23 protein-coding genes are annotated in these 24732 nt (G+C 60.4%); 10 read left to right on the top strand and 13 right to left on the bottom strand.

Features of this window, described 5'->3' with window-relative positions:
• Window positions 1–35: 35 nt before the first annotated feature.
• Window positions 36–218 carry a hypothetical protein gene (locus F3Y30_RS25915; RefSeq protein WP_203427129.1) on the bottom strand — a complete coding sequence of 61 codons (183 nt, stop codon included), beginning with the start codon at window positions 216–218 and terminating at the stop codon, window positions 36–38.
• Between the two features lie 86 nt (window positions 219–304).
• On the opposite strand from F3Y30_RS25915, the gene F3Y30_RS25910 reads away from it, so the two are divergent.
• Window positions 305–799, top strand: coding sequence for a sugar phosphate isomerase/epimerase (locus F3Y30_RS25910; RefSeq protein ID WP_203427658.1), 495 nt, complete (start codon window positions 305–307; stop codon window positions 797–799).
• Window positions 796–1911 carry a Gfo/Idh/MocA family oxidoreductase gene (locus F3Y30_RS25905; RefSeq protein ID WP_203427128.1) on the top strand — a complete coding sequence of 372 codons (1116 nt, stop codon included), beginning with the start codon at window positions 796–798 and terminating at the stop codon, window positions 1909–1911. Before F3Y30_RS25910 ends, F3Y30_RS25905 begins: the two co-directional genes overlap by 4 nt.
• Before the next feature lie 35 nt (window positions 1912–1946).
• On the opposite strand, the gene F3Y30_RS25900 is transcribed toward F3Y30_RS25905, so the two are convergent.
• The 9 genes from F3Y30_RS25900 to F3Y30_RS25860 all read right to left on the bottom strand — a co-directional run bounded on the left by F3Y30_RS25900 (window position 1947) and on the right by F3Y30_RS25860 (window position 11170).
• The gene (locus tag F3Y30_RS25900; RefSeq protein WP_203427127.1) at window positions 1947–3173 is read right to left on the bottom strand and encodes a Zn-dependent hydrolase; all 1227 of its coding nucleotides are present in this window, start codon (window positions 3171–3173) and stop codon (window positions 1947–1949) included.
• A gap of 83 nt (window positions 3174–3256) precedes the next feature.
• Entirely contained in the window at window positions 3257–4756 is a 1500-nt protein-coding gene (locus tag F3Y30_RS25895) for an aldehyde dehydrogenase family protein (protein ID WP_203427126.1), read from the bottom strand.
• A 29-nt stretch (window positions 4757–4785) separates the two neighbouring features.
• Window positions 4786–5085: an antibiotic biosynthesis monooxygenase gene (locus F3Y30_RS25890; protein ID WP_203427125.1), complete on the bottom strand. Its 300-nt coding sequence runs from the start codon at window positions 5083–5085 to the stop codon at window positions 4786–4788.
• A 31-nt stretch (window positions 5086–5116) separates the two neighbouring features.
• Window positions 5117–5830, bottom strand: a complete 714-nt coding sequence (locus F3Y30_RS25885; RefSeq protein WP_203427124.1) for an ABC transporter ATP-binding protein — start codon at window positions 5828–5830, stop codon at window positions 5117–5119.
• Complete coding sequence (locus tag F3Y30_RS25880; RefSeq protein WP_203427123.1) at window positions 5820–6542, bottom strand: ABC transporter ATP-binding protein; 723 nt, start codon at window positions 6540–6542, stop codon at window positions 5820–5822. The genes F3Y30_RS25885 and F3Y30_RS25880 overlap by 11 nt, the downstream gene beginning before the upstream one ends.
• Window positions 6539–7576, bottom strand: a complete 1038-nt coding sequence (locus tag F3Y30_RS25875) for a branched-chain amino acid ABC transporter permease (RefSeq protein ID WP_203427122.1) — start codon at window positions 7574–7576, stop codon at window positions 6539–6541. The genes F3Y30_RS25880 and F3Y30_RS25875 overlap by 4 nt, the downstream gene beginning before the upstream one ends.
• The gene (locus F3Y30_RS25870; protein ID WP_203427121.1) at window positions 7573–8439 is read right to left on the bottom strand and encodes a branched-chain amino acid ABC transporter permease; all 867 of its coding nucleotides are present in this window, start codon (window positions 8437–8439) and stop codon (window positions 7573–7575) included. Before F3Y30_RS25870 ends, F3Y30_RS25875 begins: the two co-directional genes overlap by 4 nt.
• Window positions 8440–8505: 66 nt before the next feature.
• Entirely contained in the window at window positions 8506–9723 is a 1218-nt protein-coding gene (locus F3Y30_RS25865; RefSeq protein WP_203427120.1) for an ABC transporter substrate-binding protein, read from the bottom strand.
• A 292-nt stretch (window positions 9724–10015) separates the two neighbouring features.
• Window positions 10016–11170: a substrate-binding domain-containing protein gene (locus tag F3Y30_RS25860; protein WP_203427119.1), complete on the bottom strand. Its 1155-nt coding sequence runs from the start codon at window positions 11168–11170 to the stop codon at window positions 10016–10018.
• 193 nt (window positions 11171–11363) lie between these two features.
• Here F3Y30_RS25860 and F3Y30_RS25855 point away from each other — a divergent pair, with 193 nt between their 5' ends.
• Window positions 11364–11780, top strand: coding sequence for a MarR family transcriptional regulator (locus F3Y30_RS25855; protein WP_203427118.1), 417 nt, complete (start codon window positions 11364–11366; stop codon window positions 11778–11780).
• Between the two features lie 280 nt (window positions 11781–12060).
• On the opposite strand, the gene F3Y30_RS25850 is transcribed toward F3Y30_RS25855, so the two are convergent.
• The gene (locus F3Y30_RS25850; RefSeq protein ID WP_203427117.1) at window positions 12061–13248 is read right to left on the bottom strand and encodes an ROK family protein; all 1188 of its coding nucleotides are present in this window, start codon (window positions 13246–13248) and stop codon (window positions 12061–12063) included.
• Window positions 13249–13484: 236 nt separating this feature from the next.
• On the opposite strand from F3Y30_RS25850, the gene F3Y30_RS25845 reads away from it, so the two are divergent.
• The 5 genes from F3Y30_RS25845 to ugpC all read left to right on the top strand — a co-directional run bounded on the left by F3Y30_RS25845 (window position 13485) and on the right by ugpC (window position 19126).
• A complete protein-coding gene (locus F3Y30_RS25845; protein ID WP_203427116.1) occupies window positions 13485–14732 on the top strand; it encodes an extracellular solute-binding protein in 1248 nt (415 codons plus the stop codon).
• A gap of 61 nt (window positions 14733–14793) precedes the next feature.
• Complete coding sequence (locus F3Y30_RS25840; protein ID WP_203427115.1) at window positions 14794–15693, top strand: sugar ABC transporter permease; 900 nt, start codon at window positions 14794–14796, stop codon at window positions 15691–15693.
• A complete protein-coding gene (locus F3Y30_RS25835) occupies window positions 15690–16556 on the top strand; it encodes a carbohydrate ABC transporter permease (protein WP_203427114.1) in 867 nt (288 codons plus the stop codon). Before F3Y30_RS25840 ends, F3Y30_RS25835 begins: the two co-directional genes overlap by 4 nt.
• Window positions 16557–16558: 2 nt before the next feature.
• Window positions 16559–18067: a DUF5060 domain-containing protein gene (locus F3Y30_RS25830; RefSeq protein ID WP_203427113.1), complete on the top strand. Its 1509-nt coding sequence runs from the start codon at window positions 16559–16561 to the stop codon at window positions 18065–18067.
• Between the two features lie 9 nt (window positions 18068–18076).
• Window positions 18077–19126 (top strand): sn-glycerol-3-phosphate ABC transporter ATP-binding protein UgpC, encoded by a 1050-nt coding sequence (ugpC, locus tag F3Y30_RS25825; protein WP_203427112.1) that lies wholly within the window; start codon window positions 18077–18079, stop codon window positions 19124–19126.
• Between the two features lie 78 nt (window positions 19127–19204).
• Here ugpC and F3Y30_RS25820 read toward each other — a convergent pair whose 3' ends face one another.
• A complete protein-coding gene (locus tag F3Y30_RS25820) occupies window positions 19205–20317 on the bottom strand; it encodes an AraC family transcriptional regulator (RefSeq protein ID WP_246753042.1) in 1113 nt (370 codons plus the stop codon).
• Window positions 20318–20393: 76 nt separating this feature from the next.
• On the opposite strand from F3Y30_RS25820, the gene F3Y30_RS25815 reads away from it, so the two are divergent.
• Window positions 20394–21188 (top strand): class I SAM-dependent methyltransferase, encoded by a 795-nt coding sequence (locus F3Y30_RS25815; protein WP_203427111.1) that lies wholly within the window; start codon window positions 20394–20396, stop codon window positions 21186–21188.
• Window positions 21189–21261: 73 nt separating this feature from the next.
• Here the strand turns inward: F3Y30_RS25815 and F3Y30_RS25810 are convergent, their stop codons facing one another.
• Window positions 21262–22281 (bottom strand): patatin-like phospholipase family protein, encoded by a 1020-nt coding sequence (locus F3Y30_RS25810; protein ID WP_246753041.1) that lies wholly within the window; start codon window positions 22279–22281, stop codon window positions 21262–21264.
• A gap of 676 nt (window positions 22282–22957) precedes the next feature.
• Between F3Y30_RS25810 and F3Y30_RS25805 the strand changes: the two genes are divergently transcribed.
• Window positions 22958–24631 carry a calcium-binding protein gene (locus F3Y30_RS25805; RefSeq protein ID WP_203427109.1) on the top strand — a complete coding sequence of 558 codons (1674 nt, stop codon included), beginning with the start codon at window positions 22958–22960 and terminating at the stop codon, window positions 24629–24631.
• Window positions 24632–24732: the final 101 nt, after the last annotated feature.

Raw genomic sequence — 24732 nt, 5'->3', positions numbered from 1 at the left:
TTCCTCCCCTGTCATTGATGAGTATTCACATGGCGTTAGACCACCTTCATTCTTTCATGCTCTATTCCTCGCGCGAATTCCCACCGCTTGAGGAACAGGCGGCGGCGCTCGCTGCACTCGGTTACACGAATGTCGAGACATTTCCGGATCTTCACGACGATCTTGCCGCGACGAAGGCTACGTTCGACCGGCATGGTCTCAAGGTCGAGAGCGTCCATTCCGACATTCACGCCATGGAGCGTGATCTCGATGAGACGGTTCGGGTGGCTGAGACGCTGGGCGCCTCGATCGTCGTTGCCCCTGGCTGGAGCCTGAGGATCGCCCCGGTGATGCTGCCGGCTGGCAGGCGCTGGGCGAGCGGCTCGGCACGCTCGCAACACGGCTCAAGGCGAAGGGGTTGCTGCTCGCCTGGCACAATCATGACTTTGAATTCACAGCGTTGGCCGATGGCTCGATGCCGATCGACCATCTGCTGCAGCATCCCGATCTGTGGCTGGAACTGGATGCTGCCTGGATCTACCGCGCCGGCGCTGATCCTGTCTTCTGGGTCCGGAAGCTCTCGGACCGAATCCTGATCGGCCATGTGAAGGACGTGGCGCCGAAGGGCACGCATCTGGATGAAGACGGCTGGGCTGATGTGGGGGAAGGCGAAGTGCCGTGGCGGGCTCTCTGGCCTCTCTACATGGCGAGCCCGGCGCGGCTTATGATCGTCGAGCACGACCAGCCCTCGGACTACAGAAGGTTCGCCGAACGCAGCGCCGCCGAAATCCGTGCCCTCGCCAAGGGAGAGACGGCATGAACATGCGCGTCGGTCTCATTGGCTGCGGCAACATTTCGGAAATGTATCTTTCCAATGCCGCGCTCTTCGATAGCTATCGCTACGTCGCCTGCGCAGATCTCAATCCGGCAGCCGCCGAAGCCAAGGCAAAAAGGTACGGCCTTCGCGCGATGTCGCCGGAGGAACTCATCGCCAGCGACGACATCGACATCGTCCTCAACCTGACGGTGCCGGCAGCGCATGCCGAGGTATCGCTCGCGGCCCTGTCCGCCGGCAAGCACATCTACTCCGAAAAGCCGCTTGCGACCTCGCTCGATGATGCGAAGCGTGTTCTTGCACTCGCCGCGCAAAAGGGTCTGCGCGTCGGCTGCGCGCCGGATACCGTGCTCGGACCGGGCGTGCAGACGGCCCGCAAGATGATCGCCGGGGGCGAAATTGGTCCGGTCGTAGCGGGAACGGCCTTCTTCCTGTCCCATGGGCTGGAGGACTGGCATCCAGATCCAACCTTTTTCTTCAAGCCCGGCGGCGGCCCGGTGCTCGACATGGGTCCCTACTACATCTCCGCGCTATGCACGCTTCTCGGTCCTGTCTCGCGCGTCCAGGCCACGGGGCGCATCGGACGGTCCGAACGTCTTGTGACCGCCGAAGGTCCCATGACCGGCAAGTCGATCACCGTCGAGACCCTGACTACGGTCAACGCACTTCTTTCCTTTGCCAATGGTGCCGAAATCACCTTCACCTCGAGCTGGGATGCCTGGAACAATTCCATGCCGCATATCGAATTGCATGGAGAGAAGGGGACCCTACGGGTTCCTGATCCGAATTACTTCGGCGGAACGCTGGAGATCGCGCGCTCTCCACAGGCCTGGGAAAGCATATCGACAGCCGGGATGCCCTATGGCGCGCCGCACGGCTGGCCGGACTATCCCGATATCGCCGACTATCGAGGCTTGGGTCTTTCGGACATGGCGGAAGCGATTAGGAACGGCACACCGCATCGCAGCGACGGTGAAACAGCGATGCACGTGCTGGAAGTGCTGACTGCAATTCTCGCCGCCGCGCAATCGGGTCAAGCCGTGGCAATCGAATCCCGCCAGGAAAGGCAGGCGATTTTGAACGGCGCCCGAGCTTGAGCGAGCGGTTGATCGCTCGACGCCGGCCACCCGGTCTAGCGTATCTCCACGCTCGCGTAGGATAGAATGGCGTTCATCAGGACCTGGGCACCTTGGGCGCACTGGCTCTGTGTGGCACTTTCCGCCGGGTTGTGGCTGAGGCCATCCTTGCAGGGAACAAAGATCATCGCGGTCGGTGTGACCTTGGAAACATAGACGGAGTCATGGCCGGCGCCGGAGACGATCTCACGGGTGCTGACGCCTGACTGATGCGCTCCGGCCCGGATGGCGTCGAGGCAGGATGGATCGAAACGCACGGCAGGGCTGTTCCAGATGGTGCGAAGTTCTGCACGATCGCCGCAGCATTGCTCGATGAAACTCACGACTTCGCCCTCAAGTCTCTCCAGCTCTTCATCGTGTTCGTGCCTGAGGTCGAGGCTGATCGTCACGCGTCCGGGAATGACATTGCGGGAGGGCGAGGCGATGGCCAACTGGCCGGTGGTTGCCAGTCCCCCGAGTTCGCGCGCCGCCTCTTGCGCCGCAAGAAGGATCTTCGCCGCATCGACGAGCGCATCGTGGCGCATGTCCATCGGTGTCGAGCCCGCATGGGCTTCCTGGCCGGTAATGGTGAGATCATACCAGCGCATCGCCTGGACGCCGGTCACGATACCGATGTCGATCCCTTCCCGCTCAAGAATGGGGCCCTGTTCGATGTGAAGTTCAAACATAGCGGCAAAACGGGTTGAGCCAATGGGGGTCTGGCCGCGATAGCCGATTTCATCGATCGCCTGGCCGAAGGAGACGCCGTCGATGTCGGTGCGGCTGTCGGCAAAGTCACGATCGAAAACGCCGGCGTGGACACCGGAACCGAGCATGGCGGGAGCAAAGCGGCTGCCTTCCTCGTTGGTCCAGTTGACCAGCACCAGCGGCTGCTCGGTCTCATAGCCTGTTGCATGCAGCGCCCTGAAAACCTCTAGGCCCGCGAGAACGCCGAGGATACCGTCGAACTTGCCGCCCGTCGGCTGCGTGTCGAGATGGCTCCCGATCGCAATAGGCAGGGCATCGGCGTTGCGGCCCGGGCGAAGTGCAAACATATTGCCGACGGTATCGACGGTGACGGTGCAGCCGAGTGCCTCGCATTGTGCGCGGAACCAGTCGCGCATCTGCTTGTCCTCCTGCGAGAGCGTCAGGCGGCGTATGCCGCCATCCGATGTTGCGCCGAAGGCAGCCGTCTCCATGATCGTCTGCCACAGGCGGTCGCCATCGATCGTCAGATTTTGCATGTCACCACTTCTTCCATCTTGAGCCCGCGCTGCGAGCCATGGTCAGACTGCGGCGGCATGGACCGCCGCAGTACTCGTCACTGTCAGAGGGCGACGCCGACCGATTTCACTTCGGTGTAGAGCAGGATCGCCTCATAACCCTGTTCACGGCCCCAGCCGGACTGGTTGAAGCCACCGAAGGGCAAGGCGGGATCGATGACGTGGTGAGTGTTGACGCCGATCGTGCCTGCCTTCAGCTTCTTCGCCACCTTGTGGGCCCGGCTGACATCGCGGGTAAATACGCTGCCGGCCAGACCGTAGATGGAGTTGTTAGCTTCCTTGACGATCGCGTCGATGCCGTCGTCATCGAATGTGGCGACGACGAGCACAGGTCCGAAGATCTCTTCCTTTACCACCGACATGTCCGGCGTGGTCTCGGTCAGGATGGTCGGCTCGAGGAAATAGCCTTCCGATCCCGAACGCTTGCCGCCGCAGTAGAGCTTGGCGCCGTCGTCGAGGCCGGCCTGCACATAGGCACTGACCCGTTCGAATTGCTCCTGCGATACCAGCGGGCCGACCTGGGTCTTCGGGTCGAGTCCGACGCCGATCGACATGGATTCGGCAAAGGACTTCAAGCCGGTGAGGATCGTCTCGGAAATGTCCTTGTGGACATAAAGGCGGGTTCCTGCGGTGCAGGTCTGGCCCATGTTGTAGAAGATGCCATAGGCAATGGCCGGGATCGCGACATCAGGATCGGCATCGGCAAAGACGATCATCGGCGACTTGCCGCCGAGTTCCAGCGAGACCTTCTTGAGGTTGCCCTTGGCGGCGTCGAGGATCTTCTTGCCCACCTCGGTGGAACCGGTAAAGGCGATCTTGTCGACATCCGGATGGGCGGCGAGGGCTGCCCCAGCCGTTTCACCGTAGCCGGTCACCATATTGAAGACGCCGGCAGGGAAGCCTGCTTCCTCGACCAATTCGGCAAGGCGTAAGGCAGTGAGCGGGGTCTGCTCAGCCGGCTTCAGGACTATCGTGCAGCCGGCGGCAAGCGCAGGCGCCACCTTCCAGACCGCCATCATGAAGGAGAAGTTCCACGGCACGATCTGGCCGCAGACGCCCACCGGTTCGCGCAGCGTATAGGCATGATAAGCCGCGCCGCCGGAAAGCGGGATGGTCTGGCCGCAGATCTTCGTGCTCCAGCCAGCCATGTAGCGCAGCAGTTCATAGGAAAAGGCAATGTCGCCGTTGCGGGCGTCGGTGACAGGCTTGCCGTTGTCGAGTGCTTCCAGTTCGGCCAGTTCGTCAGCGTGTTTCTCGACGAGGTCGCCGAGCCGCCAGACCAGCTTGCCACGCTCGCTGGGAGACATGGTCGACCACGGACCATCATCAAAAGCGCGGCGGGCGGCAGAGACGGCGCGGTCGATATCCGCTGCGGTGCCGGCGGGAACGCGGTCGAAGACCTGACCGGTTGCCGGATCGATCACCTCGATGGTGTTGCCATCGACGGATGGAAGCCACTGGCCATCGATGAACAGCTTCTTTTCCTTGGCCACAAATCGAGCCGCATCGGCGCCGAGGCGCTTGAGGGTCACAGGTGCGTTCATGTCGGAACTTTCCTTTCTCTTGCCGGGCTTCACGCCTTGGCGGAAATCTCATTGGCGGTGATCAGGATCACGTCACCGTCCAGGATGGGCTTTGCTATGCCGAAGAAGCGGGCCACGACATCGGAGCCGTTGTGCTTGTCCATTGCGTCACGGTCGGTGAAGCGCTCGTAGGTCGCAAACAGGCAGGGATCGGCGGTGTCCTGTGAAATATGGAAACCGACGGTGTCGGGCTCGTTGGCCCGCACGTGTTCGGCAACCTCGAGCAGGGCCTGGGCCATGGTCTTTTCGTAGCCCTGGCGGACGCGGATAATGGCAGTGATCGTAATCATGGTGACCTCGTTGGATGACTGTGGAAAGGGATCAGACGGGCAGGAACTCGCCCGTCAGGTCGGCGTCGTGCAGCCTGGCAGGGTCGATTTCGCCGGAGAGCTGCCCGCGCTTGATGACAAGCACACGGGAAGCGAGATCGCTGATGAACTGGAGGTTCTGCTCGACGAGCAGGATCGAGAGGTTGCGGGCGGTGGCCAGTGCCTTGAGAGTGTCCTTCATCTCCTCGATGATCGACGGCTGAATGCCTTCCGTCGGTTCGTCGAGCAGGATCAGCTTCGGCTCGGCGCACAGGCAGCGGGCAAGCGCCAGGATCTGCTGTTCGCCTCCGGAGAGCACGCCGCCGGTGCGTGTCAGGATCGGCTTCAGGCGCGGCAGTTCCTCGATCACCTTTTCGATGATCGCTTTCGCGTTCTTCTGGCTCTCATGAGCAGCCCCGACACGCAGATTGTCCAGGACTGACATGGCCGGGAAGATCTGCCGGCCTTGCGGCACATAACCGATACCGGCGCGGGCGCGGGCAGCGGGGGAGGCGCGGCCTATATCCTGACCATTGAAGGCGACGATCCCGGCCGTTGCCGGAATGTGACCCATCAGCGTGCGTAACAGCGTCGACTTGCCCATGCCGTTATGGCCGAGAATGCCGACGAATTCGCCTTCGGCAATCGACAGATCGATGCCGAACAGGATCGGGATGCGGCCATAGCCCGAGCGAAGATCCTTGGTGACCAGAAGTTCACACGACATGGCTTTTCCCCAGATAGACATCCCGCACAGTCTGGTCGGCGAGGATCTGTTCGACATGGCCTTCCGTCAGAATTCGGCCCTGGTGGAATACGGTGACCTGATCGGCGATCATGCGGATGAAATGCATGTCGTGCTCGACCACCACCACCGTATGTGTCCGGTTCAGGTCGCGGATGATCGAGGCAAGCCGCTCGACTTCCTTGTCCGTCATGCCGGCTGCAGGTTCGTCGAGCAGGACGAGGTCCGGATCGCTTGCCACGACCATGGCGAGTTCGACCAGCTGGCGCTGGCCATGGGCCATGCGGCCAAGCACGCCGTCGCGCAGCGCCGAGATACCGACGCGTTCCATGACATCGGCGATCTTTGCCTCGCGGCTCGCCCGGTTCTTCACGGTTCTAAGCGCAAGCCAGAGGTTTTCATGCGCAGTCAGGCCGTCGAAAAGGCTCGGCACCTGCGTCTTGACACCCATTCCGGCGCGGGCAATGTCATGCCTTTCCTTGCCGGCGATGTCGTTGCCCTTGAACAGGATCTGGCCGCGGGTCGGCTTATAGGTGCCCGTGAGGCAGCGGAAGAACGTTGTCTTGCCGGCACCGTTTGGGCCGAGAAGGCAGCGCAGCTCGCCCTTCTTCAGGCGGAAATCGACGCCATCGAGCGCTTTCACGCCGCCGAAATGCATGGCGACATCCTTGGCTTCGAGAAGAAAGTCGCTCATTGCACGGCCTCCCTGATCGGGGACGTGGCGGAGCGGCGGTCCGCGTCGAAGAGCCGTCGAGCAAGGCTCGTCAAAGCCGGTTGAATGCCGCCAGGTACCAGGACGACAAAGATGATCAGCACGACGCCGAGCACAATATTCGGGTCGACCAGCCCGAGCTTGCCGAGCGCCACTGTGGCGATCTGCAGGGCAAAGCAGGCGGCCACAGGCCCGAACAGGGTTCCAAGACCACCCACTACGACCCAGATCAGAACCTGCGCTGCCATGGAGAGGCTGAACATGGTCGGGCTGACGAAGACCGAGTTTGCAAAGAGAAGCCCGGCAAGTCCGGCGATAGCCGCCGCGATGACGAACACGGCAAGCTTGAGGCGTCGTGCATTGTAGCCGAGCAATTCTGCCCGCATCTCGTTCTCCCGGACCGCGATGACGGCGCGGCCGAACGGAGTGACGATCAGGCCCTTGCAGAGCGCGTAGGTGCTAAACAGGGCGCCGGTCGCAAAGACGAACATCTGCGGCGGGGAGAGGGGAACCGTGGTGAAGGGCATCGTCAGCAACGGCGTATTGGGAATGCCGTTGAAGCCGCCGATCCGGGCTGTACCGATCCGCCAGGCATCGCCGCCCGTGCTGTTGATCAGCTTGAACAGGATGAGAGTGACGGTCAGGGTGATGACGCCGAGATAGACGTCGCTTAGACGGCCGTAGAACAGGAAATAGCCAAGACCGGCGGCAAAAATCGCTGGCACGGCAACGGCGAAGCCGGCAGCGAGTGTCGTGTCGCCGAAATTGAGGGCGGCGATCGCATAGGCATAGGCGCCAAGCCCGAAGAAAGCTGACTGGCCGAAGCAGAGGATGCCGCCATAGCCCCAGAGCAGGGCGAGGCTGAGGGCGAAGACACCCATCGACATGTAGAGCGTGATGTTGATCAGCGTGTAGAGCGGTGCGGCCGTCGGCAGGATGAGGATGGCGGCAGTCGTGGCGATCGCTGCCAGGGCGACATGCGTTCTGCTGGCACGCAAAAGGGCCGGAAAGGTCATGGTGCCCCCTTGAAGATGCGTCCGGTGATGCCGGTCGGCAGGATGCGGAGGAAGATGGTTGCGGCGAGAAGCAGCGCGACATCGCCGATGACAGGCGTCGTCAGGAAGGTCGAGACGGTGTTGATGCCGCCGAGAAGCGCCGAACTCAGAGCCGTGCCGGTGATGACGCTTGCGCCGCCGGTGATCACGGTGATGAAGGCCTTGGCGACATAGGCGACGCCCATGGTTGGCAGCACGCCTGAAATCGGGGCAAGCAGGCCGCCTGCAAGGCCACTCAGACCGGCGCCGACCGCAAAGGTGACGGCATAGACACGCGACGGTTCTATCCCGAGCGAGGACGCCATTTCACGGTTCTGCATCGTCGCTCTGGCAACAAGACCAAGTGAGGTGAAGCGCAGCAATGCATAGCCACCGGCAAAGACGAGAGCTGCGACGCCGGCCAACACGAAATCATAGGCACCGAGGCTATAGGCACCGATGCGGAAGCTGCCGACAGGTGCTGCGATGCCGACCACGCGGTTGCCGAAGAAGGTGGTCGCCAGACCGATCAGCAGGAGGCTTAGTCCCCAGCTCGCCAGCATGGTGTCGACGAGACGGCCATAGAGACGGCGCATGATCAGCCGCTCGACCACGACACCGAGCAGTGCAACGCTGAGAGGGGCGACCACCAGCATGGCGATCCAGATGTTGATGCCCGCCTGGGCACTGAAGATGGCGGCAAACCCGCCGAGCATGATGAACTCGCCATGGGCGAGGTTGATCACCCGCATCATGCCGAAGATGACGGCAAGTCCCACGCTGATGAGCGCAAGATTGCCGACCGCTCCAACGATCTGGAGCAGCACAACAAGAAAATAATCCACTGGTCCTATCCCACCGGGTGCCCGGAATGCGGAGAGACCGCATTCCGAGAAACGCTGGTCCGTCGCTTACTGGATGACGTATTGCTGGTTGTCGTTCGGATTCTGGATCAGGTCGCAAACGGCGGCCGTGTCGAGCGGTGGCTGGTTCGGATAGCTTTCGAGAATCTCGAAGCTGTGGTTCTTTACCCGGCCGATATGGACATCCGTGGCGCAGTGATGCGTCTTCGGATCGATGGTGTTCGGGCCGCCCGGACCCTCGACGGTCGAGCCGCTTTCGATCGCTTCGATGACGGCCATCCGGTCGAGCGAGTTCGCCTTCTTGACGCCGTTTGCCCAGTGGTGAATGGCGTTGTAGGTCGAGGATGCGTGTTCGGTCACGTAAGGCGCATTGTCGCCGAACTTGGCGTGGTAGCGCTTGACGAAGGCTTCGTTGGTCGGCGACTTGATCTCCTGGAAATAGCCGAACGCCGCCATGACGCCATCGGACTCTGCCGGCGTCAGAACGATATGCTCGTTGCCGCCGCCAAACGAGGTGGACACGATCGGAATCTGGCCTGCCATGCCGGCTGCCGCCCACTGGCGGAAGAACGACATATGATTTCCGCCGACCAACAGCGTGTAGATGACGTCCGGCTTCTCGCGCTGGATCTTCTGGATCGCGGCGCTGAAGTCGGTGACGTCAAGCGGGAAGAACTCGGCCGCGATCACTTCGCCGCCGGCCTGGGTCGTGTAGTCGCGGACCCACTTGGCCGAGATCTGGCCGTAGTTGTAGTCCGCCGCCAGCACATAGACCTTCTTACCAAAGTTCTTGACGGCAAAGGGCATCAGCGAGCCGATGGTCTGGGACGGCGTGGAGCCGGTGGAGAAGGTGTTGCGATCGCAGACGCCGCCTTCATAGAGCGGGGTGTAGAAGTAGAGCGTCTGATAACGGCCGAGGATCGGGCGAATGGCCTCGCGCGAGGCGCTGGTGATGCCGCCGAAGACGGCCGACGCCTGAACGCTGGTCGCCGCTTCGGTTGCGAACTGCGTATAGAGCTGAACATTGGACTGCGGATCGTACTTCTGGACCTTTATCTTGCGGCCAAGCAGGCCGCCGGCCTCATTCAACTCGGAAACGGCGAGGTCGAGGCAGGCGTCGATAGGCTGGCCGTAGATTTCAAGGCCACCGGACAGATCATAGATGCTGGCAATGGTGATATCGTCGGCCGCGAATGCGCTGCTGATCCACGGTGTTGTGAGCGCGGCTGCGGTGCCGCCAAGGAAAAGACGTCTGTTGATTTTCATGTGTTCACCCTCTTCGTTTTCAGACTCGTGGACGCACGGGTTCGTTGCGGCAGGCGATAGCCTGCCGGCCTGGGCCTCGAAGCCCGGGGGATCTGCGGAATTCATGCGGTCGAGATGTTTATATATTCAATATTTTCTTTTTCAACTATTTTTGCGTAAACGCCACAGTTTTTCACATCTCGTCAATTTGGCGAACAGAAGATGAGGCTCGTGCTGTCGCTGGTGAGACGGCGCGCAAACGCGCGCGACGAGCAGGTGCTTGCCGCTGCGGGAGTTCAGGAGTGTGGGGAGATCAGTCGTTGCTGAAGCTGCGCAGGATTTCGAATTCAGTGCCATCGGCACGGGCCAGATAGGTCGGCCCCGTTGCCACCCCGTTGCGGACGGTTGTGACGCCACGCGGGCTCTCAAAGGTCAGGCCCTCGAAGGCCTGGGACAGGATGTCGAGATCCAGTGATTTAGCGCGAGCCGTAAGGGCGCCAAAGAACCGCAAGCCCTCGTAGCAGGCTTCGCTGAGTACACCCTGCACCGGCGCGGTCACTCCAAAGGCATCGCGATAACGCTTGAGGAAGTTGCGGTTTTCCGGCGTTTCCAGTGCGCTGAAATAACCGGCGGCGCAGTACAGATTTTCGGTATTCTCTGCCCCTATCGCCATCAGCGTGTTTTCTTCGATGGCGCCGGACAACCGGATGATACGACGCGACAGGCCGCGTTCGGCGAACATGCGGTTGAAGGGTACGCATTCGGATCCGACGAGCGACAGGAAGAGGACATCCGGATTGGCCGCCTCGATGACGTCGATGAGATGAGCGGTGTCGTGGCCGAGGCCGACATATTCATCGCCCACGACCTCCCCACCGTGCTTCGCGACGAAGTCACGGACCCAATTGTGCGTGGCACGGGGCCACACGTAGTCATTGCCCACGAGAAACCAGCGACGCGATTTGCGTTGTTCCATGAAATGGCTGACCGGACCGGCAAACTGCCGTTCCGGCACTTCGCCAATGCTGAAGACCCGCTCTCTTTCAGTGGCGCCCTCAAACAAGGGTGCGAAAACGTAGGGCACACGTCCGGCAAGGGCGCGGGCGAGTTCGACTCGGACGGAGGAGAGGTGCACGCCCACCAAAGCGTCGGCGCCCTGGCGCTCGACGAGATCGCGGGCGCGTTCGACCACGGCTTGCGGACTTCCGCCCGCATCTGCGGCGAGCAACTCGATCTGCCGACCAAGGATGCCGCCGTTTTCATTGAGTTCAGCAGCGGCGAGCACCGCGCTGTACTGGCAGGAGGGTCCCCAGATTGCATCGGCACCCTGGAAGGGCACTAGAAGGCCGATGCGGATCGGCCCTCTGTTTCGCGGGCCCGACCCTTGTCCGCCTCTCCGTTGCGAAATCAGCGTATCGAGCAGCGAACCAGTCGACCGGCGCGCCGGGGTGCGCCCGCGTGTCGACATGCGGTTTCCAGTCCCGATTGGAGCTAAATCGAGCGTCACGGCATTCTCCCTTTTCGTCTACGCTCCGCCCCGGACCGCAAGTTCCGCAACCTGCGGATTATGATTTTCTTCTTTTCGTTGGTGTCAGTCTATGCGACACGTTAGAAGCACTATATATATAGTTTCCGATTAAACAATTGCTGATTAAAGAATCATGGCCGAGCGCTCGCTCAACGATCATCTGTCTCATCTGTTGGCTCAAGCCAACAGGCATCTGAGCCGTCAATTGACCGCAGAAGGCGTATCCCTCGACCAGTGGCGGCTCATGAAGGTGCTGTCGGAGTCTGGTGGCCTGCCGATGGGGAAGCTTGCCGAGGAGCTGGCGCTCAATCTGCCGACACTGACCAAGCTTGTCGATCGCATGGTGCAGGATGCGCTCGTCTACCGCGTGCCCGACCCGTCCGATCGCCGCAAGGTGCGCATGTTTCTGTCCGACAAGGGTGCTTCGATGCTGGCAAGCCAGAACAAGCGCGTCGAAGAGCACGAGGCCAAGGTCGAGGACAACTATGGCAATGAAGACGCCCAGCGCCTGAAAGCCATGCTTGAAAGCTTCATCAAGCAGATCGTCTAAAACACCGACGATACGGCGGGGCGCCGCGCCAGTAGCGCGCTCGGATCGAGACACAATTGCCGACCCGGGGAAGCCGAAAGCTGTCGCCCCCGGCTTGGTAAGCAAGATCGATTGCCTGGCGTCCTCTGGACGGCGGCGTAGATCGCCAATCGCCCTCAACCGCCCGGCGGTCAACTTGGTCTAGAACGTTGTTCATCGAGAAGGCCATCAGTAACCCGGCGGCCAGCATGGTCGGAGACCTGGCGTGGGCCTGCTCATTTCGAATTGTGAGCCCTAGGCCTCAGAGGCTGTGTGCCACCCGGCCATGCTGGTGAAGCACCAGAGCGACAGCGCCCATGACGGTGTCGTCATTGCCGAGGAACTTGCCGACGACGAAACGCGGCCGAGGCATGTCGGCAACCTGGTCAGGCGGGGGCAGCGTGTGACGCGCGAAGCTTCGCTCCAGAGGCTCGGTGAAGGCCTCGCCGATCGTCGCCAGCTTGCCGACAATGATGAAGAGCGGCGGATTGAGGATGCTGGCGGTGATGCCCATGCCCCAGCCGGCCTTTTCCGCCGCATCCTCGATCAGGCGCCGATATCCGAGGCGCCCCTCGCGGGCGCGCTCGATGAACTGATCGATGGTGACCGGCTGCCCGCCGAAGGCTTCGGCATGCCGCATGAGGTGATAGCCTCCAACGAAGGTCTGAAGGCAGCCCCGATTGCCGCAGCGGCAGAGGCTGCCGTGGGAATCGAGCACGATATGGCCGAACTCGGCCGCGCTGCCATTGAAGCCGCGCTGCACCACGCCGTCTCGCACGATCGCGCCGCCGACGCCGAGATCGAACTTGTAGAGCACGAAGTCCTTCTCGCCGATCGCCGCACCCCAGGTCATTTCGGCGAGCGCGCCGCAATGACTCTCGTTCTCCGCATGCAGCGGACAGTCGAGATGTTTGGAGAAGATCGCGGCAAGGTCGACGCCGCCCCAGGTCGGCAGCACGTCGCCGTTCAGCACGCGCCCGTCATAGCTGAGCGGCGCAGAGATCGCGAGACCGACGCCCAGGAGATCCTTGATGGCAAGACCGAGCGAGGCGCATTCCCGCGTGAGATTGGCCTTGATCTGCTCGGCCGCCTCTTCCGGCGTGTAGTCGCGGCGCATTTCAAACCAGACGTCGGAAAGCACGGTATGGGCGAGATCGCAGATGACGATGCGGATTTCGCCGAGGCCAAGCAGAACGCCTGCGCAACGCCCCGTTCCGGGATAGAGGGAGAGAAGCTGCGAGGGGCGGCCGAAGCCGTTGCTCTTGGTGTCGAGGTCAAGAACGATGCCGCTATCTTTCAGTTCCGAAAGAAGTGTTGAAACGGTCGAGCGGGCGAGGCCGGTGGATTTCACCAGCTGAGTCGCAGTGGCCGCGCCGATTGCGGCAATTGCGCGAACGATTCGGCCCGCCGGTGCTTCCTGATCCCTGAAAAGCTCTTTTACATCCTGCATGCGTCTTTCCCCTCCAGCGCAATTCTAGTTCAGACTCGCGACTGCAACGCAATATTTTTCGAACACGAACGATGTTGCGTTGCAAAATGCCAGATAACGCCCATTTCGGTTATAAATATAGGAGAAAATACCAAATTTTGGAATGCTTTATTTCGTACACGAAAAAAGTGATTGACAAAGAGGTCTGTGTCCGCGATTTTCGGACGGCGGAGAGGACCGCTCTAAGGGAGGCTTTTATGAGACTGAAGAATACTCTTGCCGCTACGCTTTCTGCGCTGGCGATCGCCGCGGGGCTTGGCATGAATTCGGCCGCCGCCGAAGAGTTGAAGATCTGGACCCTGTCGTTCGACAACGAGTCCGCCAACGTCGCGTGGCAGAAGATCATCAAGGAATTTCAGGCCGCGAACCCCGACATCACGATTTCGCTCGAGAACCGCTCCGTGGACGAGCATAAGGCTGCGCTCCGCGTGGCTGCGCAGTCGAGCCAGGGTCCGGACATCTTCTTCATGTGGGCAGGCCTTGGGCTTGGGGGCGAATTCGTCAATGCCGGCCTGTCGCTGCCGCTCGACAAATATTACGACGAGTACGGTTGGGACAAGCGTCTGGTCGGAACGGCCGGCAGCTTCTCGAAGATCTATGAAGGCGGTCGCCATGGCGTTCCCTACACCTTCCACGGCGAGGGCATCTACTACAGCAAGGCTCTGTTCGAAAAGGCGGGCATCACCCAGCCGCCGGCAACCTATGACGGGCTGAAGGCTGACGCAGCCAAGCTGAAGGAAGCCGGCATTCCGGCCATGACCTTCGGCGGCACGGTCAACTGGCACCTGATGCGCCTGATGGACGTCATTCTGGAAGCGAAATGCGGTGCCGAAAAGCACGATGGTCTCATGGCGATGAAGGTCGACTGGTCGACCGAGGCCTGCGCCACGGCGAGCTTCCAGGAGTTGAACGACTGGTCACAGAACTACATTCTGTCGCCGTTCATGGGGATCGACCAGGCCCAGAGCTTCAACCTGTTCCTTGCGGGACGTGCGGCCATGATGCTCGAAGGGGACTGGCTGGTCAGCCAGCTGCGCAATGAGAACCGGCTTGCAGATTTCGACCTTTTCCCGTTCCCGACGGGCACTGATCGCCTCTATGGTTTCGCGGAGTATCTCTACGTTTCCTCGAAGAGCGACAAGGCGGATGCGGCCGCAAAGTTCCTCGATTACATGCTCTCCGACAAGGTGCAGCAGGACAATCTCGGCGCTTTCGGTTCGATCTCGATCAACGCGAATGTGAAGTACGAGAAGATCGATCCGCTTGATCAGAAGTGGATGGATATCTTCGCCAAGTACGACAAGATCTACATGAACGGCGACCAGGCTTTCCCGCTCGATGTGACCACGGAATATTTCCGTGTCATCAACGAAGTAGCATCCGGCAACATCAAGCCGGAAGATGCCGGCAAGGCCATGCAGAGCTTCATCGCCAACAGAGGCTAACCTCCCAAGGTGAGGCCCTGTGAGCATGCTCCGGGGCCTCGCACCGACCTGGTGAAAATCTATGTCCAAAGCGCGCTTGACGTTGCGGCCGAGCATGCAGGGTTACGTCCTGCTCGCGCCCGCCCTGATCGTCTATCTCCTCTTTGCGGTCTACCCGATGATCGACGTCATCCGGATGTCCTTTTCGTCCTGGAACGGACTGAGCCCGCAGGCGAAATTTGTGGGGCTCGCGAACTACCGGGCGATCATGACGCAGGATCCGGTGTTCTGGGGTGCGCTCTGGAACACGCTGATCTGGACGACGACGGCAGTCATCGTGCCAAACCTGATTGCCTTCGGCGTGGCACTTGCGCTCAATCAGAACATTCCCGGCAGGTCGGGACTGCGCATCGTGTTCTATCTGCCCGTCATCATCGCTTCCATCGCTGTCGCGACCATCTGGAAGTGGATGTACGACCCGTTCTTCGGCCTTTTCAATGGGTTGCTGACGAGCTGGGGGCTGACCGGATGGATCATGGACTGGCTGGGCGACAAGAAGATCGCGCTGTGGTCCGTGTTCGTTGCCCATGTCTGGCAGTCGGTCGGCTTTTCCATGGTGCTGTTTCTTGCCGGCCTGCAGAGCGTTTCGACCACGCTGATCGAGGCTGCCCGCATCGATGGGGCAGGGCGCTGGGGCGTGTTCCGCTATGTGACGCTGCCGGCACTCGTGCCGACAATGACCGTCGTCTTCGTACTGTCGCTCATCAATTCGCTGAAAGCCTTCGACATCGTCTACGGCATGACCGGCGGTGGGCCGGCGCAATCGACGCAGATGCTGGCGATGTGGGCTTACACACAATCAATGCAACTCGGGGTCTTCGGGCGCGGGGCGGCGGTTTCCGTGGTTCTGCTGCTGATCACGCTGGTCGTCGTGATCCCCTACATGCGCTGGATGTTCAAGCGTGAGGATATGGGACGATGAAGGTGTTTTCCCAGGCGTTCCGCCCTGTCGGCTCCAACAAGGTCGACCCCGTACTCGTAGCTCTCTGGATCGCCTTCATTCTGTTCGCGATCATCTGGATCACGCCATTCCTGTTCATCGTCTTCACGTCCTTGAAGTCGAATTCGACGGTGATGGGATCGAGCGCTTTCAGTCCGCCCACCGAGCTTGCCTTCGGCAATTTCGCGGCGGCCTGGGCCCGCGGGAATTTCTCGACGACCGCTTTCAACGGCATCGTCATCACCTTCATCAAGGTGCCGCTCGGCCTGTTCGTATCGGCCATGGCAGCCTATGCGCTCGCCAAGGTGCCGATGCGGATCAACAAGGTGCTCTTTGCGCTCTTCGTCTTCGGCACGATGTTGCCCTTCCAGGTCATGCTCGCGCCGATCTTCCGGCAGGTAAATGCCTTCGGCCTGATCAACACCTATCCCGGCATCATCCTGCCCTACCTGGCCTTCGGTATCCCCTATCAGGTCTTCATTCTGTATGGCTTCTTCTCCACCGTGCCGAAGGAGCTGTCTGAAGCCGCCCGCATCGACGGCGCTTCGCACTTCACGATCTTCCGGCGGATTTTCCTGCCGGTATCGCTGCCGGTTCTCTCGGCACTGCTGATCCTGGATTTCGTTGCGACCTGGAATGAATTCGCCATGGCGCTGGTGATCCTGCAGGATCCGCGCATGTGGACCCTTCCGCTCGGTCTGATGAATTTCCAGAGTCAATTCCAGAGCGACTACGGCCAGCTCAACGCTGCCATCATCATGACGGTGCTTCCCGCAGCCATCGTCTATCTCATGTTCCAACGCTATTTCGTCTCCGGCCTGACGTCCGGAGCGGTCAAGGAATAATCATGACCCATCTCTACGATATTTTCGAAGCCCGCTTCAAAGGCCCGACCGGCGGCAATCCCTATCTCGACGTGACGCTTCATGCCTATTTCAGCCAGGGCAATCGCAAGGTCCGCGTCACGGGTTTCCACGACGGCGGCGAAGATTATGTCATCCGCTTCATGCCCGACACGGTAGGGGAGTGGACCTTTACCACCTCGTCCTCGCTTGAGGAACTCGATGGCAAGTCCGGTTCGTTGACGGTTTCACCCGCGCGCGAAGGTGTGCATGGGGCGGTTCGCGTGCGCAACCAGTTCCATTTCGTCTATGAAGACGGCACGCCTTACTATCCCTTCGGCACCACCTGCTATGCCTGGACGCACCAGCCGCTGGAAATGCAGGAGCGGACGCTCGCAAGCCTTGAGATGAGCGGCTTCAACAAGATCCGCATGGCCGTCTTCCCCAAGGACTATCCCTTCAATACCAATGAACCGCTGCAGGCGATGTTCATGGAAAAGGCTGATGGCAGCATCGATTTCGATCGCCCGAACCCCGTTGCTTTCAGGCATCTCGAAAAGCAGATTGCCCGCCTCGGCGAACTCGGCATCGAAGCCGACCTGATCCTCTTCCATCCCTATGACCGCTGGGGCTATGCCACCATGACGGAGGAGCAGAATCTGCGGTATGTGGAATATGCGGCTGCGCGTCTTTCCGCCTTCCGCAACATCTGGTGGGCGCTTGCCAACGAGTATGACTTCCTGCTCGACACCATCCCGGTGCAAACCTGGGACCGCTTCTGCCACATCCTGGAAGAAAACGATCCCGCGCAACACCTCCGGTCGATCCACAATGGCGACCAGAACATGAACTTCGACCATCGCAAGCCCTGGATCACCCATGTCTGCATCCAGAACTGGGATGTGAAGCGCACGCCGGAATGGCGCGTTGCCTACGGCAAGCCTGTCGTCAACGACGAACCGGAATACGAAGGCAATATCTGGCCTTGCTGGGGTAACATCACCGCTGAAGAGCTCGTCCATCGCTTCTGGACGACCGTCATGCGCGGCGGCTATGCCGGTCATGGCGAGACCTATGCGGACCCGGACGATCTGATCTGGTGGGCAAAGGGTGGCACGCTGCACGGCGAAAGCTGGAAGCGCATCAAGTTCCTGCTGCAATTGCTGCAGGAAGACCAGCTTGAAGGGCTGGAGCCGATGGGCATGAACGACCAATGGCCCTGGAGCCGTATTTCCGGTGCGCGCGATCTCGGCGGCAAGGTGGATTTCATCTACTTCGGCGAACACCAGCCAATCCAGTGGACGACCGGCCTGCCGACCGAGGATGGCAACTATGAGATCGACCTGATCGATACCTGGCACATGACGGTGGTGCGGGCAAAGCGCATTGCGGCCCACATTCCGCATCCGCAGCGCCACGGCAACATCGTCCGCGGTGGCAAGGCTGAAGCGGCATTCGGTATCGAGCTTCCGGGCCGTCCTAACCTTGCGCTCCGCATCCGCAAACTCGACTGAGGTAATCCCATGGCAACCGTCGAAATCTCCAATCTGAAGAAGTCCTATGGCGCTGTCCCCGTGATGCATGGCGTGGACGTTCCAATCAAGGACGGCGAGTTCGTCATCCTGGTCGGCCCCTCCGGTTGTGGGAAATCCACGCTGCTTCGGATGATCGCCGGACTGGAGAGCGTGACCTCCGGCGAGATCGCCATCGACGGCAGGCGGGTCAACGAACTTGAGCCGAAGGATCGCGACATTGCCATGGTCTTCCAGAACTACGCGCTCTACCCGCAGATGACTGTGGCGCAGAACATGGGCTTTGCTCTGGAACTTGCAGGGCGGTCCAAGGCGGAGATCAAGGCGGAGGTTGAAAAGGCTGCCGACATCCTGTCGTTGACGCAGCTTCTCGATCGCAAGCCGGCTCAGCTCTCGGGTGGCCAGCGGCAGCGCGTCGCCATGGGGCGCGCCATCGTGCGCCACCCCAAGGTCTTCCTGTTCGACGAGCCGTTGTCGAACCTCGATGCGAAATTGCGGGTGAAAATGCGCGCCGAGATCAAGGCACTGCATCAACGCCTGAAATCAACCATCGTCTATGTGACCCACGACCAGATCGAGGCCATGACCATGGCCGACAAGATCGTGGTGATGAACGGCGGACGTGTCGAACAGATAGGCACGCCGCTGGAACTCTACGACCGTCCGGAGAACCTCTTCGTCGCAACCTTCATGGGAAGTCCGGCGATGAACATCCTGCCGGCGAGGGTGACCGAGAACGGCATCACGGTCGCCGGCCTTGCACATCTGCCGGGCAAGCCGAACGCACCTGTCGGAACGGAGATTTCCTACGGTATCCGTCCGGACGATATCGTCATTGGCGGCGAGGGTGCGGTGCCGGTGGAGGTTCAGGTCGTCGAGCCGACCGGTGCGGAAACCCACGTGACGGCCCGGTTGGCCGGCGTGGAAATCACCATCGTATCGAAGGAACGGCTGACGATTACGCCCGGAGAGTTGCTGATGGTGAGCCTTGCTTCGCAACGCTCGCATGTCTTCGAAACGGCAGGTGGCAAGCGGATCTAGGGCGCGTTGAACTACGCCTTGCTGATGCAGTTGCGGATCTCGCGACCCGTGTGCATGCGAGCGGGAAGCCGTCGAGCTTCAAGGCAAGTTCGTTCCGGCAGCGACACCACGCCATGCGGCGGGGGACACGCCAACGGTCTTCTTGAACGCCCGGCTGAAGGCAGCTTCGGATTCGTAGCCGATCGCGCGGCCGACGGCGGCGACCTTCATGGGGCCGTCAGCGAGGAGGCGCGCAGCCATCTGCATGCGCCAAAGCGTCAGATACTGCATTGGCGCATGGCCGACGAGATGGGTGAAGCGTTTCGCAAGGGCTGCACGCGACATGCGGGCACGACTTGCGAGTTCATTCAGCGTCCACGGATATGCCGGCTGTTCATGGAGCACGGTCAGGACTTTGCCGATTGCAGGGTCGCGCAGCCCCGAAAGCCAGCCGGTCTCGTGGGCCGGCAGGTTTTCCAGATACTGGCGCATGACCTCGACGAAAATCAGTTCGCTCAACCTCAGCCGGATGGCGCTGCCGCCGAGTCGCGGCTTGTCCGCCTCTGATATCGTGAGGTCGATAAGGCGGCTCAACAACCCAGCGCGACCATCCGGCGACCTCTTGATCCGCAAGAGCCGTGGCAGCGTCGACAACAGCGGATTGAAGGGTTGCATGTCGCAGCCGAGAAAGCCGCAGACGAATTTGCTTTGCGGAGAGCCGCCGCCACCCTCTCTCACCGAGAAGGGCAGATTGCCACGCGCCATTTCCCGGAAAAACTCCAATGTCGTTTCGATGTCGAATTCCGGAGTCTGATCGGGTTCGCTGAGCATCGAATACGGGTCACCATAAGGCAGAACCAATATGTCGCCGGCCTCGAAACGCGTGGAGGTCAGATTGGGAATGCACGCCCAGCCCGATCCTTTCAGGATAATGTGATAGGACACGATGTGTTGGGCGCGCGGCAGGATGATAGGAGAGAATGCCGCCGAATGCGGCACCTCGATGCCCCAGGGGAAGCTCGCATCCACCATAAAGAACAAGGCTCCGGTCAGCTTGACCGTCCCCAGGACATCAGAAAGCAGGTCGGTGCCCACTGGCCTGTGCCGGTTATCCGCCCCCACCGTCGCCGAAGCGCAATCGGACCGTTCCGCATCGAGTATCTTGGACGATACGGCAAGCGACAAAGACGTCCGGTCATGGGCGAGTGCCATCCTTCAAGCATATCCTCTACGCGCCGGCATATCCACCCGACGTGCTGGCGGTGGACCGTGGAGGTGGTGGAGAACCATGGAAACGCTCGTGGAAGTGCGAAGTCCTGCAGAAATCTATGACACTCGCTTCGTACCGGCGCTGTTTGCCCAATGGGGACCGATCGTTGCTGCCGAGGCTGGAGTGAGGGAGGGAGATCGCGTGCTGGACGTGGCCTGCGGAACCGGCGCTCTGACGCTGGCCGTGGCAAAAATTGCCGGTCCGTCCGGCTCGACTGTCGGATTAGACGCAAATCCCGAAATGCTGGCCGTTGCGCGCGCCAAGCCTGTCGAGATCGAATGGATGCAGGGAGTTGCAGAGGCTCTGCCCTTTGCTGACGACCGCTTCGATATCGTGGTCAGTCAGTTCGGCCTGATGTTCTTCGAAGACAAGCCGAAGGCTCTATCCGAGATGATGCGGGTCCTGAAGCCAGGCGGCCGCTTGGTTGTGGCCGTATGCGACGCGGTGGAGAATTCGCCGGGTTACTGCGCGTTCGCGCAGTTGCTCGACCGGTTGTTCGGCGAAATGGTCGGCAATGCCTTTCGCTCGCCCTTCACGCTCGGGAGTGCCGATCGGCTGCATCAGATCTGTGATGAAGCGGGTATTGCGGACGCGGAGGTCGTCCGTCGCAATGAGAAAGTCCGCTTCAGATCGGTGGATGATCTGGTCTCGACCGAACGGGCCTGCGTGTGGACCCTCGGAGGCATGCTCGATGACGAACAATTCGAGCGGCTTCTCAACGGGTCGAAGTCAGCGCTGCGACCCTTCCTGATCGACGGTGGGGCGATTGAATTCGACATGCCGTCGCTGCTGATCAAGGCAGACAAGCCTTGATTTCAGTCGAAGCGACTGACTGAGGCGGGGATCGAGCGGCCCGCGAAATGGCCCTATGGTCACCAGCCGGAAGCTATTCGAACACGGGGGAATCTCTCCACAACAGGCCCTTGGAGAACTGGTCATACCCATCAGCGAAGACTGCTCGCATGTAGTCGGTATTGAATGGGTCCAGCATCGAATAGGGGATCTGCTTGTCGATCGACGCTATTTTGAGATTGCCCCCTGTCCTCTGGCTGAAATTGTAAAGGGCAAGAAGAGATTGTTTCGTTTGCGACTTGACCATGGTGGCATAGGAACGCCCTACGACAGCAAGAGTTGAGTTGTTCGTGGTGCCAAATTCCGGAATGAGCGCATTGTTTATGATCACATAGATGTTGAGGTGCGGGTTGCTTGGGAACAGGGGCTTGCCCGGCGATGCCAGCATGATCTCCGGCAATCCGAAAAACTGCATTGACGCCCCTCCGTCGGAATGGAGTTCTTCTATCCGGCTTATGCCTGTCGTCGCGTTGACTGTTACAGCCGGAAAAACGCCGGGAATGCTGGCCGAGGCAATCAGCACATCGCGGAAGAGCGAAAGAGCATCGGGACGTCCGCTGTTGGCGATCGCGCCCATGTTCCAGACTACCCCTCGCTGGGCATCGAGATTGGTAGTCAGGACAAACAAACGCCTGCCTTTGCGATGCTCCGCTGCGATCTTCTGGAAGATTTCCTTTGTTATGTATTCAGTCACCATCTCGCGCAGACGCTCGCCCTTGAGCATGCTCGTGCCCAGCAGTCCGCTGCCCATCCACCGTGCGTCAACGAGCTGTTTGGCTGCCCCTCCCGTGTACAGCTTCACGAGCGTGGCGTCGTAGGATGGGCCGAGAAAGGCGAAGGGTGCAATGAGCGCACCCGTACTGACACCGGTCACAACATCGAACTCCGGCCGCGTTTGACTGGCACTCCACGCCGACAATACGCCCACCGCAAATGCGCCGCCCGATCCGCCGCCGGACAGGCATAGCATCTCCAGGTTCTTGCCGTTTGCTTGGGGCAACCATTGTTCCTGCGGTCCGATGGCGGCATGCGATGCGTCGACGTAGGCTCGCATACCCTTGAAGCCGTCTACGTACGCTGTAGCGCTCTGTTCCGGGCTGTAGTGCGCGCGGCCTCCGCCAACGCATCCTGCTAGGATGCACAAGGCGAGAGCTAGAAAAGCAAGTGTCTGGTACCGTTCTCGCGTGCACGCCACCGTGCACAGAATGATATGCCGGCATAGTTCATTTGTGCGTTTCATCCGGATAATTGCAATCTTCCCATCGTCGTGGGTCTAAAATTGTACGTTCGGACCAATCACCGAATTGTGTGGTGTTTGAAGGGCTCACGTATTTCTGGAAATTTCCAAGAATGATTGTTCTGTAATGTAACTTTTCCGCTCCTGCCTGTGCGCGGATGGCGCCCGGTCGACGTGATCACGAGCTCAGTTCTTTGCCATTTCTTAGAAATGACCGTGCTTGCATCTGGTTTCGGCACAAAGCTGATCGGAAACCCACGGAATTCAGCGTCAGGCGACGCATGGTGAGACACTCAACTCCGAGCGTGGCGCCAACAGAGCTCTCATCGACGACATGAAAATTGATCAATCTCCGAGAACGGATGGTCATACATGCTTGCCAGGCCGGTTCATCGAAGACTATGTACAGCCCCGTCCGCATGCCCCGACGGTTTGTCGATTGTTTTTCCCCTTCCTTACGGAACCCTCATAAATCCTTGCGCATGATGAGCAGATGACAAAGAAGATCGTGATCTCCGCCAATCGGTCGACCTCGGTGTCGGTACTCGACAGCGACACGGAACTGGTGGTCAATGCCGGCGTGACCGTTGCTACCGCCTCGACGGCCGTCGTTGCTACGGGGACGGCGACAGATCGCGCATTCTACATCAACGGGACGCTCGCCGCCGACAGCGGCTATGCGGTGCGGTTCGGCACTACGGGCGTCGCCGACAGCGGCAGCCTTTTCGTGGTCGGCAAGACCGGCACGATCTCCGCCAAGGCCAATGGAATGGACATCCGCAGCGGCGGGCTGGAGCTTGTCAACCACGGCGCGATCGAGGTCGTGAAGACAACCCTTCTGATATCTGGCGCGGCGACCAAGTTCGTCAACAATGGCCTTGTCTCGTCGTCCTCAGGTAGCGTGCTCAAGGCAAGCGGCAAGGACGAAATGGTTGTCAACAACGGTTCGATAAAGGCCGCAGGGGACGCGCTCGTGCTGTCCGGCGCATCGGCCAATGTCACCAACAACGACACGGCTGTTTCGACGGCCGCGCATGTGCTCGTATCATCCGGTTTGTCAGCCATCCTAACCAATCACGGCACTCTTAAGGGTTATGCCGGCGCGATCGTCTCGACCGGTAAGTCGGCGAAGATCACGAATGACGGGCTGGTATCCTCGACAAAAGGCGCGGCGATCGTTTCCACCGGAACCACGGCGACCATAACCAACAATGACGGGACGCTGAAAGCTTACGGCAACGGTATCGAGGTAAGTGGCGACGGGTCGAAAGTCACCAACAACGGCTCCATTTCCTCATCCGCCTACGGCATCTCCATCGACGCCGACAAGGTCATCGTGACAAACAACAAGACGATCACGGCTGCCGGCGGCATCGAGATCGATGGCAGCGCGGCTACTGTCAGCAACTACGGCACCATCAATTCGACCAAGACTGCGGTGGCGGCGGTCGATTTTTCAGGTGCCGTTGCCTCCAGCTTCCACAATTACGGGCTCGTCAAGAGTACCGGCACCGCGTTCCTTGGCGGCAGCGGCGTCCAGTCCGTCTTCAACAGCGGAACGATCAAGGGATCGGTTATCCTCGGCGCCGGCAACGACTATTTCGACGGTTCCGGCGGCACGGTTACGGGAAGCGTGAAGGGCGGCAAAGGCAATGATGTCTATGTCGTGAGCGACACCGGGACAAAGCTCGTCGAGCTCGCCGGGCAAGGCACAGATCTTGTGAAGTCGAGCGCCAGCTTCGTGCTTGGCGCCAACTTCGAGAACTTGACACTGACAGGATCGGCAAACATCAACGCCACAGGCAACTCGCTGGCAAACCAGCTGCATGGCAATTCCGGCAGCAACGTCATCAAGGGCGGCGGGGGCAACGACACCATCTGGGGGCACGGTGGCAGCGACACCCTGACGGGCGGAGCAGGCTCGGACCATTTCGTTTTTGCAAAGGGCGACGGCAAGGACACCATCACCGACTTTTCGGCAAGCGGTTCGAACCACGATGTGCTTGACCTGTCGGGCCTCGCCAGCATCACAAGCTATGCGGACTTGACGAAGAACCACATGGAACAGGTGGGCTCGAACGTCCTGATCGATGGTCTGAACGGGGATTCGATTCTCCTGAAGGGCGTCAAGATTGCAGCCCTGGACGCGGACGACTTCATTTTCTGATACGCGGCAGCACGCGTTGCCCGTCTGCCACAACGCAGTTGCAGGTGATGGTCCCGGTGGGGAGTGGCCAGTGGCGCTGCGTATCGGTACCGAGGGCCAAC

The organism is Sinorhizobium sp. BG8 (genome assembly GCF_016864555.1).
GTDB lineage: Bacteria > Pseudomonadota > Alphaproteobacteria > Rhizobiales > Rhizobiaceae > BG8.
Note: the sequence above shows the minus strand (reverse complement) of the source record. Positions and strands in the feature narration are given on the sequence as shown.

Bases quoted from the DNA above. Each gene is read 5' to 3' on its own strand.
- F3Y30_RS25915 (WP_203427129.1), bottom strand. From the start codon at position 218: ATGGACGCTCTCGACCTTGAGACCATGCCGGTCGAACGTAGCCTTCGT.
- F3Y30_RS25905 (WP_203427128.1), top strand. From the start codon at position 796: ATGAACATGCGCGTCGGTCTCATTGGCTGCGGCAACATTTCGGAAATG.
- F3Y30_RS25900 (WP_203427127.1), bottom strand. From the start codon at position 3,173: ATGCAAAATCTGACGATCGATGGCGACCGCCTGTGGCAGACGATCATG.
- F3Y30_RS25895 (WP_203427126.1), bottom strand. From the start codon at position 4,756: ATGAACGCACCTGTGACCCTCAAGCGCCTCGGCGCCGATGCGGCTCGA.
- F3Y30_RS25890 (WP_203427125.1), bottom strand. From the start codon at position 5,085: ATGATTACGATCACTGCCATTATCCGCGTCCGCCAGGGCTACGAAAAG.
- F3Y30_RS25885 (WP_203427124.1), bottom strand. From the start codon at position 5,830: ATGTCGTGTGAACTTCTGGTCACCAAGGATCTTCGCTCGGGCTATGGC.
- F3Y30_RS25880 (WP_203427123.1), bottom strand. From the start codon at position 6,542: ATGAGCGACTTTCTTCTCGAAGCCAAGGATGTCGCCATGCATTTCGGC.
- F3Y30_RS25875 (WP_203427122.1), bottom strand. From the start codon at position 7,576: ATGACCTTTCCGGCCCTTTTGCGTGCCAGCAGAACGCATGTCGCCCTG.
- F3Y30_RS25865 (WP_203427120.1), bottom strand. From the start codon at position 9,723: ATGAAAATCAACAGACGTCTTTTCCTTGGCGGCACCGCAGCCGCGCTC.
- F3Y30_RS25860 (WP_203427119.1), bottom strand. From the start codon at position 11,170: ATGTCGACACGCGGGCGCACCCCGGCGCGCCGGTCGACTGGTTCGCTG.
- F3Y30_RS25855 (WP_203427118.1), top strand. From the start codon at position 11,364: ATGGCCGAGCGCTCGCTCAACGATCATCTGTCTCATCTGTTGGCTCAA.
- F3Y30_RS25850 (WP_203427117.1), bottom strand. From the start codon at position 13,248: ATGCAGGATGTAAAAGAGCTTTTCAGGGATCAGGAAGCACCGGCGGGC.
- F3Y30_RS25845 (WP_203427116.1), top strand. From the start codon at position 13,485: ATGAGACTGAAGAATACTCTTGCCGCTACGCTTTCTGCGCTGGCGATC.
- F3Y30_RS25840 (WP_203427115.1), top strand. From the start codon at position 14,794: ATGTCCAAAGCGCGCTTGACGTTGCGGCCGAGCATGCAGGGTTACGTC.
- F3Y30_RS25835 (WP_203427114.1), top strand. From the start codon at position 15,690: ATGAAGGTGTTTTCCCAGGCGTTCCGCCCTGTCGGCTCCAACAAGGTC.
- F3Y30_RS25830 (WP_203427113.1), top strand. From the start codon at position 16,559: ATGACCCATCTCTACGATATTTTCGAAGCCCGCTTCAAAGGCCCGACC.
- ugpC (WP_203427112.1), top strand. From the start codon at position 18,077: ATGGCAACCGTCGAAATCTCCAATCTGAAGAAGTCCTATGGCGCTGTC.
- F3Y30_RS25820 (WP_246753042.1), bottom strand. From the start codon at position 20,317: ATGGCACTCGCCCATGACCGGACGTCTTTGTCGCTTGCCGTATCGTCC.
- F3Y30_RS25815 (WP_203427111.1), top strand. From the start codon at position 20,394: ATGGAAACGCTCGTGGAAGTGCGAAGTCCTGCAGAAATCTATGACACT.
- F3Y30_RS25810 (WP_246753041.1), bottom strand. From the start codon at position 22,281: ATGCGAGCCTACGTCGACGCATCGCATGCCGCCATCGGACCGCAGGAA.
- F3Y30_RS25805 (WP_203427109.1), top strand. From the start codon at position 22,958: ATGACAAAGAAGATCGTGATCTCCGCCAATCGGTCGACCTCGGTGTCG.